The sequence below is a fragment of the Mesorhizobium sp. WSM4817 genome (genome assembly GCF_055811135.1).
Genome location: NZ_JBVVQQ010000006.1, coordinates 168,117 through 186,666, shown reverse-complemented (window position 1 = coordinate 186,666; position 18,550 = coordinate 168,117). Strand labels below are relative to the sequence as shown.

Sequence of the window (18,550 nt, the reverse complement as noted above, 5' to 3'; positions counted from 1 at the left end):
ACATGCGCATTTCCATTCCGGTATCCGCCTTCGTTGCAGCGATTGTCGGCTTCGGCGGCACGTTGGCCATCGTCATCGCCGCCGCCAAGGCAGTCGGCGCGACGCAAGTCGAAACCGCGAGCTGGGTGACGGCGATCTGCCTCGCGATGGCGATCGAGAGCCTGTGGCTGTCGTGGCGCACCAGGATGCCGGTCATCGCCGCATGGTCGACGCCGGGGGTGGCGCTGATCGCGGCATCGAGTGGCTTTTCGATCAACGAGGCCGTCGGCGCCTTCATCGTCACCGGGATTTTGCTGATTGCCACCGGCCTGTTCAGGCCCTTGACCAAGCTGATCGCCAGGATACCGGCCTCGGTCGCGTCGGGGATGCTCGCCGGCATCGTCGTCACCTTCGCCGTCAATGCGGTGAAGGCGATTCCCGTCGACCCGTGGCTGATCCTGCCGCTGATCGCCGCCTTCTTTGTCATCCGCCTGTTCAATCCGGCGCTCTCGGTGCTGGCGGTGCTGATCGGCGGCGGCGCTGCCGCGTTCCTCACCGGCCGGGTCGGTGGTCTGCCGACCCCGGAACTTTCGACATTGACGCTGATTGCGCCGCAGTTCACCGTCACAGCGATCATCGGCCTGGCGCTGCCGCTTTATCTCGTCACCATGGCCTCGCAGAACCTGTCCGGCCTCGCCGTGCTGAGGGCGGCGGGCTACCACCCGGAACCCGGCCCGCTGATCGGCGTCACCGGCCTGCTTTCGTTGCTGTCGGCGCCATTCGGGGCCTCGACCACCAACCTGGCGGCGATCTCGGCGGCGATCTGCACCGGCCCCGACGTGCATCCCGATCCGGGCGAGCGCTGGAAGACCGGTCCCTTCTACGCGCTTGCCTACCTCGTCTTCGCCATTTTCGGCGCCTCGCTGGTGGCGATCTTTGCCGTGCTGCCGCAGAGCCTGATCGTGCTTGTCGCCGGACTGGCGCTGATGGCGCCGCTCGCCAACGCGCTGTCGATCGCCTTGAAGGAAGACGGCGAACGCATGGCCGCTACCGTCACCTTTGCCGTCACCGCCTCGGGGCTGACGCTATTCGGCGTCGGTGCGGCGTTCTGGGGCCTGATTGCGGGCCTGGTCGTCCTTTTCCTTGAAACGCTCAAAAAGCGATAATCATTTCAAACGCTTGTCCGGTTTTGGCCGACACTGTCTTGAATCGCCGTTTTTCTCATCCCATTTCGATTCCACGCAGCCGGGATTGGCTGTCTCCAACTGAAGGATTGGGAGAAAATGAACACATCTGCATTGATCCGTCCGGCCTGGACGCCGGCGACCATCGCTCTGATGGTGATCGGTTTTATGGTGTTCTGGCCGCTCGGCCTCGCCATGCTCGCCTACATCATTTGGGGCGACCGGCTTGACGGCTTCAAGCGCGACGTCAACCGCGCGACCGACGGCATCTTCGCCGGCTGCCGCCGCGGTTCCGACAAAGCGGCGCGCTGGGGCCACGGCTCTGCCCGCACCGGCAACGTCGCTTTCGACGACTGGCGCGAAAAAGAACTCGAGCGGCTCAATGAAGAGCGCCGCAAGCTCGACGAGATGCTGAGCGAGTTCGACGAATACGCCAGGGAATTGCGTCGCGCCAAGGACCAGGAAGAGTTCGACCGCTTCATGGCGAACCGCAACAAGTCGACGTCGCCCACAACCGGCGGGCCCACAACCGGCGGTGGCAAATCCACGCCAGGCCTGCTTGACGAGTAAGGCACTTGCCTCGACATAAATAATAATCAAAAACGGCGTCGCGTCAGCGGCGCCGTTTCTTTTTTGTTCTATTCGTTTTCCTCGAATCACGTATCGTCCTGGCCATGTCATTCGGCTTCTTCCGCAACCTGACCAAACCCAGGCCCGCCCCCGTCGTGGAGCGGGAGCATTGTGTTGCCGGCCGCACGCTGCCGCTCAAGATCGTCGAGAGCGACCGGGCGCGGCGATTGACGCTGCGCATCGATTCCGGTGGCCGGGGCCTACGCATCACCGTGCCACCGGGCCTGCGGCGAGGCGAGGTGGAAAAATTCCTTGACCGCCATCAGGACTGGCTGGAGCAGCGGCTGGCCAAAGTGCCCAACCGGCCGCAGGTGCGGCCCGGTATCAAAATTCCGGTGCGCGGCGTGCCGCATCGCATCGTTCATGAGCCCTCGAAACGCGGTACCGTCACGCTGTCGTGCGACGAACGCGGTCCGCTGATGATCGTGCATGGCGAGCGCGTGCACCTGCCGCGCCGCATCGCCGATTTCCTCAAGCGCGAGGCCAAGCGCGAGATCGAGCGGTTGGTGGTCAGGCACACTGGGACGATCGGCAAGCGCGCCAAGGCAATCCGCTTCAAGGACACGTCGAGCCGCTGGGGGTCATGCACGTCGGACGGCAACCTGTCGTTCTCCTGGCGCATCATGATGGCGCCGCGACCGGTCATAAACTATCTCGTCGCGCATGAGGTGGCGCATCTCAAGGAGATGAACCACGGCCCGAAATTCTGGAAGCTGTGCGAGCAGCTCTGCCCCGACACCGAGCGCTGCAAGGACTGGCTCAAGCGCAATGGCGGCGCGCTACAAGCGATCATGTTCGAATAGATCGCCCGGTCAATCATCATTCGCCGCGTTCAACTCCTCTGGGCGCAGCCCCTCGTCGGTATGGCGCGGCCATGGCAGGAAGTCCTTCTTGAAGGCGTTGCTGCCGAAATAGTCGAGCGCGCGGTGTGCCTCGGCGCCGTTGAAGGCGGCCTTGTCCATCAGATGGGCGATGACCTCGCGAGCCTGCGCGACTTTTTGCCTGAGTTGGGCGACGGTATCGTCTGCCATGCTTGTTTGCTCCCGTCGGTATTATCTTTAGTAAGTAGCCCGTTCCGCTCTCTTGTCTTAGGAAGGTAGCGCGTTCCGCGCCGGTGGCAAACATGCGCTTTTTCTCGACTCTTTTGCCGTTTCGTGCCAATCCCCGCGTCATGGCGCTCGACATCAAGATATGCGGACTGAAGACCGACAAGGCATTGGCCGCGGCATTGGCCGGCGGCGCCAGTCATGTCGGCTTTATTTTCTTTGCCAAAAGCCCGCGCTATGTCGAGCCGGCGGAAGCCGGCCGCTTGCGCGAAGCGGCAATCGGCAAGGCCAGGGCGGTTGCCGTGACAGTCGACGCCGGCGATGCGTTTCTGGATGAAATCGTCGAAAAAATGCAGCCCAACATGCTGCAGCTGCATGGCTCGGAAACGCCGGAGCGGGTGGCCGAGATCAAGGCCCGCTATGGCCTGCCGGTGATGAAGGCGCTGCCGGTCAGCGAGGCTGCCGACCTGGAGCGGACAAGACCGTTCGTCGGCATTGCCGACCGTTTCCTGTTCGACGCCAAGCCGCCGAAGGGTTCGCAACTGCCGGGCGGCAACGGCGTTGCCTTCGACTGGCGCGTTCTGGCCGGCCTTGACGCAGGCGTCGATTACATGCTTTCCGGTGGGCTCAACGCCGCCAACATCGGCGATGCCTTTCGGCTTGCCAACCCGCCCGGACTAGACATTTCCTCGGGCGTGGAAAGCGCGCCGGGCGTCAAGGATCCGGCGCTGATCGAACAGTTTTTCCGGGCCGTCAGGGCAGCACACGCCAACCGCGCCGCCTGACCGTGCTTCAAACCACAAGCTAGGAGATCGGCGATGAACAAGCCGGCGATACCCAATTCCTTCCGCACCGGACCCGATGAGCAGGGCATGTTCGGCATCTTCGGCGGTCGTTTCGTTGCCGAAACGTTGATGCCGCTGATCCTCGACCTTGAACGGCACTGGAACGAGGTCAAGGACGATGCGGATTTCAAGGCCGAACTGACTGACCTTTCGACCCACTATGCCGGGCGGCCGTCGAAGCTTTATTTCGCCGAAGGTCTGACCAGGCATCTTCGCGAGGCTTCCGCGGCGAAAGGCGTTGGGGGCGGCGCAAAGGTCTATTTCAAGCGCGAGGATCTGAACCACACCGGCTCGCACAAGATCAACAACTGCCTCGGCCAGATCCTGCTGGCCAAGCGCATGGGCAAGAAGCGCATCATCGCCGAGACCGGCGCCGGCCAGCACGGCGTGGCGTCGGCCACCGTGGCGGCGCGTTTCGGCTTTCCGTGCGTCGTCTATATGGGCGCCACCGACGTCGCCCGGCAAAGCCCGAACGTCTTCCGCATGAAGCTGCTCGGCGCCGAGGTGCGGCCGGTGACTGCCGGCCACGGCACGTTGAAGGACGCCATGAACGAAGCTCTTCGGGATTGGGTGACCAATGTCGAGGACACCTACTACCTGATCGGCACCGCCGCCGGCCCGCACCCCTATCCGGAGCTGGTGCGCGACTTCCAGTCGGTGATCGGCATCGAGGCGCGCGCCCAGATCCTCGAGCAGGAAGGCCGGCTGCCGGACACCATCATCGCCGCCGTCGGCGGCGGCTCCAACGCCATCGGCCTTTTTCACCCGTTCCTCGACGACCGCAGCGTAAAGATCATCGGCATCGAGGCCGGTGGCCGCGGCCTCGACGGCATCGAGCATTGCGCCTCAATGAACGCCGGCGCGCCCGGCGTGCTGCACGGCAACCGCACCTATCTCCTGCAGAACGCCGACGGGCAGATCATGGACGGGCATTCGATTTCGGCCGGCCTCGACTATCCCGGCGTCGGGCCGGAGCATTCCTGGCTGCGCGACAGTGGCCGCGTCGACTATGTGCCTGTTCTCGACGACGAGGCGCTGGAGGCGTTTCAGTTGACGACACGCGTCGAAGGCATCATTCCGGCGCTCGAATCCGCCCATGCCATCGCGCATGCGGTGAAGATCGTGCCCGCCATGGACAAGGACCAGATCGTCATCGTCAACCTGTCCGGCCGCGGCGACAAGGACGTGCATACGGTGGCCAATATGCTGGGCATGGAGATCTGATCATGACCACCCGCATCGACCGCCGTATGGCCAAACTGAAGGCCGAAGGGCGCCCGGCACTCGTCACCTATTTCATGGGCGGCGACCCGGACTACGACACCTCCCTGTCGATCATGAAGGCGCTGCCCGGCGCCGGCAGCGACATCATCGAGCTCGGCATGCCGTTTTCCGATCCGATGGCCGACGGCCCGGCGATCCAGGCGGCCGGCCTGCGCGCGCTGAAAGGCGGGCAGACGCTGGTCAAGACGCTGAAGATGGCTTCGGAATTTCGTGCCACCGACAATGAAACGCCGATCGTTTTGATGGGCTACTACAATCCGATCTACATCCACGGCGTCGACCGCTTCCTCGGGGATGCGCTGGCCAGCGGCATAGACGGGCTGATCGTCGTCGACCTGCCGCCGGAAATGGATGAGGAGCTTTGCATTCCAGCGCTGAGGGCCGGCATCAATTTCATCCGGCTGGCGACGCCGACCACCGACGACAAGCGCCTGCCCAAGGTGCTGCAGAACACCTCCGGCTTCGTCTATTACGTGTCGATGACCGGCATCACCGGCTCAGCACTTGCCGACACCGGCAAGGTGGCGGCGGCGGTCGGGCGCATCAAGGGCCATACCGACCTGCCGGTCTGCGTCGGCTTCGGCGTCAAGACCGCCGAGCAGGCGCGCATCATCGGAGCGTCGGCCGACGGCGTCGTCGTCGGCACTGCGATCGTCAATGCGGTCGCCAATGTTCTGGGGCCGAAGGGCGAAAAGACCGCCGACCCGGCCGAGGCGGTCGCCACGCTGGTCAGCGGGCTTTCGCAAGGCGTGCGCGCGGCCCGCCTTGCTGCCGCCGAATAGTCTTGATCTTCTGGTTGACCATGATCTCCACCGAAAACCGGTTTCCACTTTTCGGGATCATGGTCTAACTCTTCGTCAGGACAGGAGCCGAAGCGATGAACTGGATCACCAACTACGTTCGACCGAAGATCAATTCGATGCTCGGCCGGCGCACCGACATGCCTGAAAACCTCTGGATCAAGGATCCGGAGACCGGCGAGATGGTCTTCCACAAGGATCTGGAGCAGAACCAGTTCGTCATCCCGTCCTCCGGCCATCACATGAAGATCTCGGCCAGGGAGCGGCTGAGATTCTTCATGGACGACGGCAAGTACGAGATGCTCGAAAACCCCAAGGTGGTGCAGGATCCGCTGAAATTCCGCGACGAGAAGCGCTACACCGACCGGCTGAAGGACGCCAAGGCCAAGACCGGGCTGGAGGACGCGATCATCAATGCGCTGGGCACCGTCGAAGGCCTGCCGGTGGTGGTGACCGTGCAGGACTTCGCCTTCATGGGCGGCTCGCTTGGCATGGCCGCCGGCGACGCCATCGTTCGTGGCTTCGAGGTCGCAGTGCAACGCAAGCGGCCGCTGATCCTGTTCGCGGCCTCCGGCGGCGCCCGCATGCAGGAGGGCATCCTGTCGCTCATGCAATTGCCGAGAACCACGATCGGCGTCGATCGGCTGAAGGAAGCCGGTCTTCCCTATATCGTCGTTCTGACCAATCCGACTACCGGCGGCGTCACTGCCTCCTACGCCATGCTGGGCGACGTGCACATCGCCGAGCCCGGCGCGCTGATCGGCTTTGCCGGGCCGCGCGTCATCGAGCAGACGATCAGGGAAAAGCTGCCCGACGGCTTCCAGCGCTCCGAGTATCTGATGGAGCACGGCATGGTCGACATGGTGGTGTCGCGGCTGGAGATGCGCCAGACGATCGCACGGCTCCTGAAAATGCTGCTCAAGCTGCCGGAAGAAGAAAAGCCGCTGGAACCGGAAATCCTGCCGCCGGTGGCGGTCCCGGCGGAAGCACGCCCGCAAGCCTGACGCGACATCCGTCGTCGCGAACCGCGATTGCGCGCCATCTGTGGCGCTGTAGCATCTTGATTCACGCATGATTCCTTTCCGAAAATCGATTTCGATTTTTCGGGGTCATGCGCTAGGATTCTCCCATGAGCACGCTTGCCGCCGACCGCGAAATCGAAAGCCTGATGTCGCTTCATCCGAAGGGCTTTGATCTTTCGCTCGACCGTATTTCGCGGCTGCTGGAGCGGCTTGGCAATCCGCAGGACCATCTGCCGCCGGTCATCCACATCGCCGGCACCAACGGCAAGGGCTCCTGCGCCGCGTTTTCGCGGGCGCTGCTCGAAGCGGCCGGCCACCGCGTCCATGTCCACACATCGCCACATCTGGTGAACTGGCATGAGCGCTACCGGCTGGCCGCCGACGGCGGCGGCAGGCTGGTCGAGGACGAGGTCTTCGCCGATGCCATCGCCCGCGTCGCCAAGGCCAATGAAGGCCAGAAGATCACCGTCTTCGAGATCCTCACCGCCGTCACCTTCCTGCTGTTTTCCGAACATCCGGCAGATGCCGTCATCATCGAGGTCGGCCTTGGCGGCCGCTTTGATGCCACCAATGTCATCACCGAGCCGGCGGTGTCGGTGATCATGCCGGTCTCGCTCGACCACGAATCCTTTCTCGGCGACCGTGTCGAACTGATCGCAGCCGAAAAGGCCGGCATCATCAAGAGCGGTTGCCCGGTGGTCATTGGCGCGCAGGAAAGCGAAACGGCGCTTCAGGTGCTTATCGAAACCGCCGAGCGGCTCGACTGTCCCGCCTTCGTCTATGGCCAGGATTTCCTCGCCTTCGAGGAAAACGGCCGGATGGTCTATCAGGACGAAGACGGGCTGATGGACCTGTCGCCACCGCGCCTGCCAGGGCGCCACCAGTTCGCCAATGCGGCGGCGGCGATTGCGGCGGTCAAGTCGGCAGGTTTCGAGATCAGCCATCGCGTCGCCGACAAGGCGATGGCCAATGTCACCTGGCCGGGGCGGATGCAGAAATTGCCGCAAGGCACGCTGACGGAACTGGCGCCAAAGGGCGCCGACATCTGGCTCGACGGCGGCCACAATCCCGGCGCCGGCGTGGTCGTCGCCGAGGCATTGGCCGAGCAGGAGGAAAAAAACCCGCGGCCGCTGTTCTTGATTTGCGGCATGATCAACACCAAGGACCAGAGCGGCTATTTCCGCGCCTTTAAGGGCCTGGTGCGGCATGTCTACACGGTGCCGGTGAGCCTCAGCGAGGCCAGTGTGCCGAATGACGAACTGGCGATCCGCGCCGTCGAGGCCGGCCTGTCGGCCGAACCGGTGAGCTCCGTCGCCAATGCGCTGATGCTGCTACGCGACACGTGGGACGGACCGCCGCCGCGCATCCTGATCAGCGGCTCGCTCTATCTGGCCGGCGCGGTGCTGGCCGAAAACGGCACGCCGCCGGTTTGAGGCGCGTGTTCACCAGGGCACGATGACGCCGGACTTCGTCAGATCACCGCGAGGAGCCAGCCATGATCAAGGTAAAGCAGCTCGCTCACGTTTGCATCTTCGCAGATGATCTCGAAGTGACGCGAAGCTTCTATCGGGACGTCCTCTGCATGGACACCCAGTTCAACTTCCTGCGCGACGGCAAGATTTTCGGTTTCTACCTCAATTGCGGCAGCCGCAGCCACGTCGAGGTGTTCCAGAAAGACGGGGCCAGCTATAGCGACCTGAACCAGATCAACCACTTCTGCCTTGAAGTGGAAAACCTTGACGCCGCGATCGCCGACGTAAGAGCGAAAGGCGTTGAAGTCACGTCAAAGAAACACGCATGCGATGATACCTACCAGGCCTGGATTCGCGATCCTAACAACGTGAAGATAGAACTGTTTGAATACACAGAGAAAAGTGCGCAGTTCGTCGGAGGCGATCGCATCGCGGATTGGTGATCGCCTCACGCCTATGGCGGAGACGGCCTCGGTGGGGACTACTTCAGCTCAATCTCGATGAAGGCATACTCGCCCTCATTGGCATTGATGACGTCATGCTCCACGCCCTCCTTGCGGAAATAGGGCGCCCCCTTCTTCATTTCGGCGAAGGATTCGCCGTCCTTGGTCAGGAGCTTGAGCTTGCCGTCCATCAGCGGCACGACGACATAATCATGGCCATGGCGGTGCCAGCCGGTATTGTCGCCCGGCGCGAAGCGGTATTCGGTGACGATGACGCGCTCATTGTCGATGAAGACGGTGGCCTTGGCGGATCCGGTCATGTCGTTCTCCTGCTTTAAGTCAGACAAGAACATGGGCCGGCAAGTGGCGAGTGCCACGGCGGACCAGCCGCATGACCCAGAAAATCCCGATCCGATCTTCGGTCAGATCAAGTGCAGCAGCGTCCTTCGCGCGTCCAGGGGGACGCGCAGTACATTAGATGACGCAGCAAAAAGCCCGGCGCGAGGGCCGGGCTTGTCTCCGGATTTCCGCCGGATCAGGCGAGATTGCCGTTGATCCAGTGCGACAGCGCCGTCTTCGGCGCGGCGCCGACCTTCATGTCGGCCATTTCGCCGCCCTTGAAGATCATCAGCGTCGGGATCGAGCGCACGCCGAACTGCGCGGCCAGCTCGGGATTCTCGTCGATGTTGAGCTTGGCGATCTTGACCTTGCCGCCGAGTTCGATGGCGATGTCTTCCAGCGCCGGCGCGATCATCTTGCACGGGCCGCACCATTCCGCCCAGAAATCGACGACGACCGGTTCCTTGGCGTCAAGCACATCGGTCTGGAAATTGCTCTTGTCGACCTTGACGGTGGCCATGCGAAAATCCTTTCGAGAGTTATTGTCGCACCAAATGTGGTGGTGATCGCGCCCTTCTTCAAGCAGCTGTTGTGTCACGCTCCCGTGAGTCGGGCAAGGGCGTCGTCCATCGCCGCCGGCGGCAGCTCGATCAATCGCGGCGCTTCAGTGAACAGCAGCGCCGCCGAGACCTCATGCCCGGGATAAAGCGGCTGGAGCAGCGAGCGATAGAGCGCGAGCTGCAGGACATAGGCCGGTGGAACGTCCGCCAGCGCTGCAGGCGCCGGCCGGTTGGTCTTGTAGTCGACTATCGACACCTTGCCTGATGTGATCGCCAGCCGGTCGATCTTGCCGGAGATCGAGCGCAGCTTGCCCTTGACCTCCAGGCTGCCCATGACCGCGACCTCAGCGCGTGAGTTCGGCGCAAACAGCTGATCGAAGCGGCTGTCGGCAAGGATCGCCGCCACTGAAGCCAAGGCCTTGTCGCGCTCGGTTTCAGGCCATTGCGCGCCAGCGCGCTTGAGGTAGCGCTCCGCGGCATCGCGGCGTTCGGTCTCGGCGATGCCGGGCAGCATCTGCAGCAATTTGTGCAGCGCCAGGCCCCGCATCACCGCAAAGCCAGGTTCTGCCTCGGTGTCCAGCACCGGCGAGCCGGTGTCGACTACGGCTTGCCTGGCCTCATCGATCAGCGCCGAGGCGCCGGACGGCGACAGCGGCCGCGGCAGATCCTCGAAGGGCGGCAAGGGCTGGAACAGGTTCTTCGGCAACGGCTCGAACTGTTGCGCCTGCCGCGCCGCTTCGGCGGCCGCCTGTGCGACCGGCGGCAATTTTGTCACGTGAAAGCGATGCACGGTCTCGCCGGTGGCGGGATGCTGCCGCTCGATGCTTTCGGGCGCGCCGACCAGCGCGCGGCTGACGATCGAGTGCCAGGTGCCGGCATTCGGCACCCGCTTGCCGTGATAGCCGCAGACGATCAGCCGGTCCTCGGCGCGGGTCATGCCGACATAGAGCAGCCGGCGGTATTCGTCGTCGGCCAGCTCGCGCGCGCGGACCGAAGCGGCCCGCGAAAAGCCATTGGCGACATCGCCGGCCGAACGCCAGAGATAGCCCTTGCCGTCCCAGTGTTGGCCCGAGCCATCGAACGGCATCAGTCGCGGCAGATGCTGATCGCTGAACGGCGCCGAGCCACCATCGGCCAGGAACACGACGGGCGCCTCGAGGCCCTTGGCGGCATGCACGGTCATGACGCGAACCTCGTCGCGGGTCTGGTCCATTTCGCGCTTGATCTCGGGGCCGGCATTCTCCAGCGTCGACAGGAAGGATTCCAGCCCCGGCAGGCCGGTCCGCTCCTCGGCCAGGCAGAAGCTCAGGAATTCGTCGAGGATGTCGCCGGCTTCCGGCCCGAGCCGCGCGACCATTTTCTTGCGCAAGCCGTCGCGGGCGAGAGCCCCGGCATAGAATTCGAACACCGGCCTGAATGCGGCTTCATCGGACCATGTGTCGAGCTGGGCAGCGATTGCGGCCAAGGCGGCGCTTTCGCCGGCTTGCTGCCTGAGCGAAGCGATCAACGAGAGGCCGGACGGCCGCTCGCCGGCGAGCGCGAAAAGCGTCTCTTCCGAAACACCGAAAATCGGGCTGCGCAGCACGGCGGCAAGCGACAGATCGTCCTCAGGCTGGACAAGAAAGTGGCCGAGCGCGATCAGGTCCTTGACCGCGATATGACCGGGCAGGCTGAGGCGGTCGGCACCGGCGACCGGGATGTCGCGGCGCTTCAGTGCGCGCGTCAGCGCATGGACGAAACGATCGCGCTTGCGCACCAGCACCAGCACGTCGCCGGGCCGAAGCTTCTTGCCGCGGCCTTCAATGATCTCGCCGGCGCCGATCCAGCCGGCAATGGTTGCCGCCACGTTTTCGGCAATACGCACCGCCGGCGCATGGGCGTGGTCGACGGCTTGCGTCCAGTCGTCGGGTTCGTCGACGACGTCGGCGCCGATCGACGGCCAGACCTCGACATAGCCCGGCGCATCGCTGCGGATCGCCTTGTGGGTCAGCGGGTCGGGATCGTGGCTGATGCCGCGCCGCACGAGCGGGTCGGCAAAGACACGGTCCACCGCCGCAAGCACGTCTTCGGTCGAGCGGAACGACCAGGTCAGCTTGAGATCGGCGAAGGCGGCTTTGGCGTCGCGCACTTTTGCGGAAAACAGCAGCCTTGAGTCGGCGAAGGAGTCGGGCGCCGCTCCTTGAAAGGAATAGATCGACTGTTTTTCGTCGCCGACAGCGAACACCGTGCGGTGAACATTGTCGCGTGCGCCGAGCCCGGCAAAGAATTCCTCGGCCAGTCGCTTCACCACCTCCCACTGGTCGGGACTGGTGTCCTGCGCCTCGTCGAGCAGGATATGGTCGATGCCCTGGTCGAGCTTGTATTGCACCCAGGGGCCGGCGTCGGGCCGCGCCAGGAGATTGACCGTTCGGGTGATGAGGTCGTTGAAATCGAGGAAGCCGCGGGCGCGCTTCAAGTGCTCGTAGCGGGCGATCAGCCAGTCGGCGATGGTCAGCGCCGCACGTGTGCCCTCCAGCATCCTGAACAAGGCCAATCGGTCGGAGATTTCGAGAATGGCATCGACCGCTGACAGATAGCGCTCGGCAAGATCCGGCAGCCGGTCGAGCAACGCCTTCTTGAACATTGCCGGCTCATAAGGCTCGCCATCGCCTCGCAGGAAGGCTTTTGCCAGCAGATGCAGCCGGCGAACCGGATCATCCTCGGCGAAGGCAAGGCGCGCATAGGGCAGAAGGTTGTTGAGTACGGTGCGGGCATCGGCGGCTTCTGCAGCACGGGCGAAGGTGATGAAATAGTCCGGCAGGAAGCCCGGCAGCGGCCAGACGGACGCCGCCAGGCCATCGGCGGTCTGGCCGGCGGGAAACCTGAACTCGTCGAACAGCGCCTGAAAACCATCGCCGCCAGCCGCGCTGATGAAGGCGCGCAGACCTTCGCGCTTGCGCACGATCTCGGCCAGCAAGGCGTCAAGCCCGTGTTCGCCGCCGCGTTCCAGAATGGTGGCGAAAGCCTCGGCCAGCTCCGCATCGCCGGCCGCCGTGCCCGAGATCATGTCGCGGCGGGCGGCGGCGAAGAGCGACGCCTCCATCTGCGGATCGAGCATTTCGAAATGGGCCGGTATGTTGGCTTCCAGCGGGAACTGGTGCAGCACCGATTCGCAGAAGGCGTGGATGGTCTGGATCTTCAGCCCGCCGGGCGTCTCCAGCGCCTCGGCGAACAGGCGGCGGGCGCGGCGCATGGCTTCGCGATTGGGCTGGCGACCGTCCAGCGCCTCTATCCTTGTCGCCAGTTCTGCGTCGCCAAGCGCCGTCCATTCCGACAATGTCGAAAACACCCTGTTCGACATGTTGGCGGCGGCGGCGCGGGTGTAGGTCAGGCACAGGATCTTCGACGGATCGGTGCCACGCAGCAGAAGACGGATGACACGCTGGGCCAGCACATGGGTCTTGCCCGATCCGGCGTTGGCCGACACCCAGGCGGAATTTTGCGGATCTGAGGCGCTTGCCTGGCTGACGGCGGTATCGGTCGGGATGGGATAGGCCTTCTTCATGCCTCCCCTCCCTCGTCGTCGGCGTCGCCGCCGGCAGACCATTCGAGCACGCGGGCGAGATGGTCGTAGTCGCCGTCGGTCTCGCCCTCGCGGAACGGCAACGCCCGCGACAGGTATCCGGTCGCCGGGTTGGCATAGTGGATCAGCAGTTTTTCGAGCCGCGCCCAGGCTTCCTCGGCGAGGTCTGCGGCGGTTCGCGGCTTGCGGTTGTATTCGAGGATGGATTCCTCGAACACCTCGCCATTCGGCTTCAGCCTGATGAAGGCCAACTGCGACGGCTCGCGCGCGCCTAGCCCCTTGAAGGCGCCGCGCCTGAGCAGCGCGCCCTCGAGCGCAAGTTGCGGCGAAAGCAGCGTATGGGCCTGCGCCTTCGACGGCGAAGAGCCGGTCTTGTAATCCAGGATGTCGGCCATGCCGCCGGCCAGGAGATCGACACGATCGGCATAGCCGGACAGCGTCACGCCGGACTGGCCGACGCCTGTTTTCTCGGCGTGCTCCTCGGCATGCCGCATTGTCACGGCGAAGGCGCGGCCGCGCTCCCATTCGATGATGCCGGCGGCGAGCTTTTCGAAGCGCGGCCACCACACCGCCTCGACATCGGGAGGAAGGGCCGCCTCGGCAAAGCATTCGCGGCCGGCGGCAATGAGACCGTCCAGCGCCTCCGGCACAAGCGGATCGGCCACGGTCCGCGAAAAGAGATGCAGGATGGCGTGAAACAGCGTGCCGCGTTCGGCAGCACCCGGGTCGCGGATGACCGGGTCGAGCGGCATCAGGCGGAGGATCCTCCTGGCATAGATCGCGTAAGGGTCGCGGCGCAGCGTTTCGATCTCGGTGACCGAGAAATGTTGCGGCCGCACATCCAGCGGTGGCTTCGGCTGCGGCCGCGGCGCGAAGTCTCTTCGTTCGCCGGCATCGAGCGCACGGGCCCAGGACAGGAATTCATCACCACGCCGGCGAAGCACCGCCGCATGGTCCTTGCCTATGAAGGTCAGGAGGCGCTGCAGCCAGCGCGACGGCACCGCCGGTGCGTCGCCGGAGCGGGCGGAGCGCGCCAGCACCACTTTCTTCGCCCCCATCGCCATCTGGAAATCATGGGCGGCCAGGCCGATGCGCCGCTCGGGCGGCTCGAGGTCGATGCCGGTCTTCATCAGCCGGGACATGAAGCGGTCGCTTTCCGGCTTGCGCGGCCACACGCCTTCGTTGAGCCCGCCGACGACCAGCGTGTCGACGTTCTGCAACCGGGCTTCCAGCGCACCCCAGATGGCGATGTTCCTGCCGGTGCCTTGTGCCGGCTTGACCGTCTCGGGTGCGATCAGCGCCTCCATCACATCGGGCCATTCGTCGGCTCCGAAGGAGAACGACGCCGAGGCAGCGACCAGCCCGCGCAAGAGCTCAGCGAGCTTTTCACCGGCATCGCCGGCATAGAGTTCGCTCAGATTGCCATCCGCGGCGCGGCCGAGACTTTCGAGCGCGACGACGCTGGCCCGCACAAGCGTGGCAAGATCGGCATTCTCCTCGTCGCGATAGGCAACAAGCGGCGCAAGCGCGGCGGTTAACCGGATCAGCAGGTCTCGGGCTTCTTCGATGCGCCTGACCGAAAGCCGCGATCGCCAGAAGGGCGGGCGGCGATTGCCGCGATCGTCGAATTCGAGGAGCCGGGCCTCGAAGAGCTCCGGCAGCGAGGCGGCGTCGGGGCGGCCGGTGCCGCCGCGCAGCGCCACCAGTTCGACGATCTCCACCGCGCGACGGACGCTTGTGCGTTCCAGACCGAGGCCAAGCAGCGGGTGCTTGAGCAGCGACAGCAGGGCCACGGGATCGCCGGGGCGGAACGCCGCCTGAAGCGCCAGTCTGAGCAGGCCGGCGGCTGGCGTGTTGATGAGCGGTGTGCCGCCCGAATCGTCGGCAACGACACCAAAGCGCAACAGCTCGACCGAGACGCGCCGCGCCAGGGCGCGGTCGCCGGTGACGAGCGCGGCGCGCTGGCCGGGCTGTTCGACGGCGCGTTTCAGCGCGACGGCGATCGCCACCGCTTCGTCGCGCTCGCCGGCGGCTTCGAGCAGCGTCACGTCGGCGAAGGCCTCGGTGATATCGCCGGCCGTAAAGCGGGCGCGCGTCTCGACCCACAGTTCGGTGGTCTCCGCCGGCCGCAGCGCCTCGCCGACAAGTGCGGCGCGCAGCGCGAGCGGCCTTTCGGCAACGGCGATCTCCTCGACATCGCCGCGCAGCACGCCAATCTTGCCGATCAGTTTTGCCAGGCCGTATTGCGGGTGGCCAAGCAAGGCCGGCCGCGCGCCGGGCACCGCAATTGCCTGGAATGACGGCTCATCCAGCATCAGGTCGAGGCCGGGCAGCACGACCGCGCCGCTGGGCAGGCCGGCGATCACCGCAAGCAATTCAGCGGTGGCGGGAATGGACCCGGTGGAGCCGGCGGCGATCACCGGCCCGGTCGGCGGATTGCGCTTCAGCCGCGCTGCTTCCAGCCTTATCAGCGCATTGCGATGCGCAGCCGGGTTGGAGCGATTGCGTTCTTCGAGGAGATTCGGCCAGTTTTCGGTGACGATGCTCAGGAAGTCGAGCGTCACTTGCCACCAGCCGGCGAGGTTGCCGGTCACCAGATCGGCGAGCCTGGTCCAGTCCGTGCCTTCCGTCTCGATCTCGTCCATCAGCCGGGCCAGGTCGCGCGCCAGCCAGATGGCATCGGCGGCCGACGCCGGCACAACGATCTCCTCGTCGAAAAGTGCCGCGACATGCGCCGGCAGGCGGCGTTTCCAGGCGCGCACCAGCGGCGCCAGCAGCAGCAGGCGCTCGATCGCGGCGATCGGCGGCGCGAGGTCGATGGCGGCCGATGCGTCGGCCTCGAACGCGGCCTCGTCCTCGTCGAACTCGCCGAGCGGGCGGATGACCGGCAGTATCGCCGAGCGGCCACCCAGACAGTCGACGAAGACGCCGCGCAGCGCCCGCGCGGCGCGGCGCGTCGGCACGTAGATGGTGGCGTCGGCCAGCGCCAGCGGGTCGCCGTCGAAGCGGAAACCGGAAACGAGGCGCCCTGACAGCAGGGCCTCGGCCAGCGTCGGCAGAAACGGCGCTCCGGGCGGGATCGAGAAAACGCGGCGGGAGCCGCTCATTTCAACTCGGTGAGAGCGCTGGTCAACTCGGTAAGAGTGCCGGGCGACTCAGCAAGAGCGGTGGCAACGACCGCTTCCGCAAGCGGAATGGCGTCGGGCGTGCCAACGGTGATCCAATGGCCGTGCATCACCATGCCGTACAGCCGGCCGGCTGCGATGGCCGCATCGAAATAGGCGTTGAGCGAGTGTGGGCCGGCCGGCGCATCCTTGAAAAGCCTGGGATGGACGATCGCCGCGCCGGCATAGATCAGGCCTGTCGGGTCGCCTTTCGAACGCCGCAAGGCGCCGTCAGGCGCCATCAGGAAATCGGTGCCGCCGCTGTGTCCGGTTGCTGACTGGGAATCCGCGAGCATCAGCAGAATATCCATTTTCGCCGCGTCCCATGCAAGGGCGAGGCGGGCAAGGTTGGGCACGCTGCTGTCGATCCAGAAGGTGTCGGCGTTGACGATGTAAAAGGGAGCCCCTCCCAGTTCCGGCAAAGCATGGACGATACCGCCGGCGGAATCGAGCAGTCTTTGGCTTTCGTCGGAAATGACGACGCGCGGCGCGCGGCGCGCGGCGACGTGGGCGACGATCTGCTCGGGAAAGTAATGGACGTTGACGATGGCCTTGTCGACGCCGGCACGGGCCAGGCTGTCCAGGCTCCAGTCGAGCAACGTCTTGCCTGATATTCTGACCAGCGGTTTCGGCATTGTGTCGGTGATTGGCCGCATGCGCTTTCCCAGCCCGGCGGCAAGCACCATTGCGGTTTTGGGGCGTGTCGTCACAGCGGCCGCTCCTCCAGCAGCCCGTGGGCGGTGTAGAAATCCCGCAGGCCGGCCAGTGCCGGATGCGCCAGCGCCCGCCGAAGATAATCGCGGATGCGCGGCAGGTGTTTCAGATAATAGGGCTTGCCGTCGCGCTTTTCGAGCCGGACGAAAATGCCGAGGATCTTCGAATTGCGCTGCGCCGCCATGATCGCATAGGCCTCGACGAATTCGTCTTCGTTAAAAGCGCCAGCCTTATGGCGCGCAGCGATATAGGCATCGAGCGTCCGTCGCTCGATCTCAGGCGAGATTGTAACCCGGGCATCCATGGCGAGCGAGGCGAGATCATAGGCCGAGGGGCCGATCAGCGCGTCCTGGACATCGACGATGCCAAGGCGATCGTGACCGGAACGATTGCCGCGCCAGATGATGTTGGGCGAATGAAAGTCGCGCAGCATGAGCGTGTATTCGCGCCCCTCCAGCCGGTCGAGAGCCGCGTTCCATTGCTTGGTATAGCCGGCGCGCAAGGCATCGCTTGCCGGGCCGCCTGTGATCGCCGGCACATACCAGTCGAGCAGCAATTCGGCTTCGATCATCATGGCGTCGCGGTCGAAAGGCGGCACGTCGTGAAAGACGCCGGGCGCGGCCTCGATGCGATCGGGCCACGTCTTGCCGTGCATCATCGCAAGCAGTTCGGCCGCCGCCGCGTAGCGCTCCGCCAGCGGCTGACCGTGCTGGCCGAGAAATCCCTCCGAGCCGAGATGCTCCATGAGAAGAAAGCCCTGGTCCAGGTCCTGCGCGTGGATTTCCGGGGCGCAGACGCCGCCGGCCCGCAATGCCCGATCGATGGCGACGAAGGCCGCGACGGATTGTGCGGTGTGGGCGATCACCGCATAGGGCTTGCCGTCGCGGACCGGCGGCCCGAGCACCAGCCGCGGCGAGTTCATCAACACGCGCGGCGGCAGGCCGGCCAGCGAGACGACCTCATAGGAGCGGGCCGAGGCGTCGCCGATAAAATAGCGTCTCTGCGCTTCACCCCAGCCGGCTCTTTCAAGAAAATTGCGCATGGCCAGCGAGCGCGCCGCGCGCTCGAAGGCAACGCCTTGTCCCGACAATCTCGCCAGGCGTCCGTCGTCCTGATGGACGAGTTCGATCAGCACCGAAGTCTTTGGCAAATAGGCCTCTGCCCGCTCCGGCCATTCGACCAGGGCAGCGCCTTGCGCCAGCGCCTCGTCGAAACCCAGTTCGTCCAGTTCGGACGCCGCGGACAGGCGATAGAGGTCGAAATGATGGACGGGGACACGCGCCTCATAGCTCTGGACGAGCGTGAAGGTCGGGCTCGGCACGTCGAGACCGGCATCGTCGGTCATTGCCCTGATCAGCGCCCGCGCCAAACTCGACTTGCCGGCGCCGAGATCGCCTCTGAGAGCCAGCACGTCGCCGGGGCGCAGCGACATGGCCAGATCCTCGCCCAGCCTTGCGGTCGCAGCCTCGTCGGCGAGAAAACGCTCCAGCACCATGCCTGCCATCG

16 protein-coding genes are annotated in these 18,550 nt (G+C 64.9%); 9 read left to right on the top strand and 7 right to left on the bottom strand.

Going from position 1 to position 18,550, the window contains the following annotated elements; genetic code table 11:
• The first annotated feature begins 2 nt into the window (after positions 1–2).
• The 3 genes from AC0L2K_RS11360 (at position 3) to AC0L2K_RS11350 (ending at position 2,596) form a co-directional block, all read left to right on the top strand.
• Positions 3–1,145 carry a benzoate/H(+) symporter BenE family transporter gene (locus AC0L2K_RS11360; RefSeq protein WP_023796887.1) on the top strand — a complete coding sequence of 381 codons (1,143 nt, stop codon included), beginning with the start codon at positions 3–5 and terminating at the stop codon, positions 1,143–1,145.
• 117 nt (positions 1,146–1,262) lie between these two features.
• Positions 1,263–1,733, top strand: coding sequence for a DUF2852 domain-containing protein (locus AC0L2K_RS11355; RefSeq protein ID WP_023796888.1), 471 nt, complete (start codon positions 1,263–1,265; stop codon positions 1,731–1,733).
• Positions 1,734–1,837: 104 nt separating this feature from the next.
• Positions 1,838–2,596 (top strand): M48 family metallopeptidase, encoded by a 759-nt coding sequence (locus AC0L2K_RS11350; protein ID WP_027152023.1) that lies wholly within the window; start codon positions 1,838–1,840, stop codon positions 2,594–2,596.
• A 9-nt stretch (positions 2,597–2,605) separates the two neighbouring features.
• On the opposite strand, the gene AC0L2K_RS11345 is transcribed toward AC0L2K_RS11350, so the two are convergent.
• The gene (locus AC0L2K_RS11345; RefSeq protein ID WP_023796889.1) at positions 2,606–2,824 is read right to left on the bottom strand and encodes a hypothetical protein; all 219 of its coding nucleotides are present in this window, start codon (positions 2,822–2,824) and stop codon (positions 2,606–2,608) included.
• 140 nt (positions 2,825–2,964) lie between these two features.
• Here AC0L2K_RS11345 and AC0L2K_RS11340 point away from each other — a divergent pair, with 140 nt between their 5' ends.
• The 6 genes from AC0L2K_RS11340 to AC0L2K_RS11315 all read left to right on the top strand — a co-directional run bounded on the left by AC0L2K_RS11340 (position 2,965) and on the right by AC0L2K_RS11315 (position 8,705).
• The gene (locus AC0L2K_RS11340) at positions 2,965–3,624 is read left to right on the top strand and encodes a phosphoribosylanthranilate isomerase (RefSeq protein ID WP_128168877.1); all 660 of its coding nucleotides are present in this window, start codon (positions 2,965–2,967) and stop codon (positions 3,622–3,624) included.
• A gap of 33 nt (positions 3,625–3,657) precedes the next feature.
• Positions 3,658–4,908, top strand: a complete 1,251-nt coding sequence (trpB, locus tag AC0L2K_RS11335) for a tryptophan synthase subunit beta (RefSeq protein ID WP_128168868.1) — start codon at positions 3,658–3,660, stop codon at positions 4,906–4,908.
• A gap of 2 nt (positions 4,909–4,910) precedes the next feature.
• The gene (gene trpA / locus AC0L2K_RS11330) at positions 4,911–5,750 is read left to right on the top strand and encodes a tryptophan synthase subunit alpha (RefSeq protein WP_023796892.1); all 840 of its coding nucleotides are present in this window, start codon (positions 4,911–4,913) and stop codon (positions 5,748–5,750) included.
• A gap of 95 nt (positions 5,751–5,845) precedes the next feature.
• Complete coding sequence (gene accD / locus AC0L2K_RS11325) at positions 5,846–6,772, top strand: acetyl-CoA carboxylase, carboxyltransferase subunit beta (protein ID WP_023796893.1); 927 nt, start codon at positions 5,846–5,848, stop codon at positions 6,770–6,772.
• Between the two features lie 125 nt (positions 6,773–6,897).
• Positions 6,898–8,223, top strand: a complete 1,326-nt coding sequence (locus AC0L2K_RS11320; RefSeq protein ID WP_287328157.1) for a bifunctional folylpolyglutamate synthase/dihydrofolate synthase — start codon at positions 6,898–6,900, stop codon at positions 8,221–8,223.
• A 62-nt stretch (positions 8,224–8,285) separates the two neighbouring features.
• A complete protein-coding gene (locus AC0L2K_RS11315; RefSeq protein ID WP_287258167.1) occupies positions 8,286–8,705 on the top strand; it encodes a VOC family protein in 420 nt (139 codons plus the stop codon).
• A gap of 38 nt (positions 8,706–8,743) precedes the next feature.
• On the opposite strand, the gene AC0L2K_RS11310 is transcribed toward AC0L2K_RS11315, so the two are convergent.
• The 6 genes from AC0L2K_RS11310 to tsaE all read right to left on the bottom strand — a co-directional run bounded on the left by AC0L2K_RS11310 (position 8,744) and on the right by tsaE (position 18,548).
• The gene (locus tag AC0L2K_RS11310; protein ID WP_023796896.1) at positions 8,744–9,025 is read right to left on the bottom strand and encodes a cupin domain-containing protein; all 282 of its coding nucleotides are present in this window, start codon (positions 9,023–9,025) and stop codon (positions 8,744–8,746) included.
• A gap of 215 nt (positions 9,026–9,240) precedes the next feature.
• Positions 9,241–9,564 (bottom strand): thioredoxin, encoded by a 324-nt coding sequence (trxA, locus tag AC0L2K_RS11305; protein WP_091592579.1) that lies wholly within the window; start codon positions 9,562–9,564, stop codon positions 9,241–9,243.
• 74 nt (positions 9,565–9,638) lie between these two features.
• Positions 9,639–13,148, bottom strand: a complete 3,510-nt coding sequence (addA, locus tag AC0L2K_RS11300) for a double-strand break repair helicase AddA (RefSeq protein WP_473531378.1) — start codon at positions 13,146–13,148, stop codon at positions 9,639–9,641.
• On the bottom strand, positions 13,145–16,273 hold the full coding sequence (gene addB / locus AC0L2K_RS11295) for a double-strand break repair protein AddB (protein ID WP_287226613.1): 3,129 nt from the start codon (positions 16,271–16,273) through the stop codon (positions 13,145–13,147). Before addB ends, addA begins: the two co-directional genes overlap by 4 nt.
• Positions 16,270–17,040 carry a nucleotidyltransferase family protein gene (locus AC0L2K_RS11290; protein ID WP_023796900.1) on the bottom strand — a complete coding sequence of 257 codons (771 nt, stop codon included), beginning with the start codon at positions 17,038–17,040 and terminating at the stop codon, positions 16,270–16,272. The genes addB and AC0L2K_RS11290 overlap by 4 nt, the downstream gene beginning before the upstream one ends.
• Positions 17,037–18,548, bottom strand: a complete 1,512-nt coding sequence (gene tsaE / locus AC0L2K_RS11285) for a tRNA (adenosine(37)-N6)-threonylcarbamoyltransferase complex ATPase subunit type 1 TsaE (RefSeq protein ID WP_128168862.1) — start codon at positions 18,546–18,548, stop codon at positions 17,037–17,039. The genes AC0L2K_RS11290 and tsaE overlap by 4 nt, the downstream gene beginning before the upstream one ends.
• Positions 18,549–18,550 lie beyond the last annotated feature (2 nt).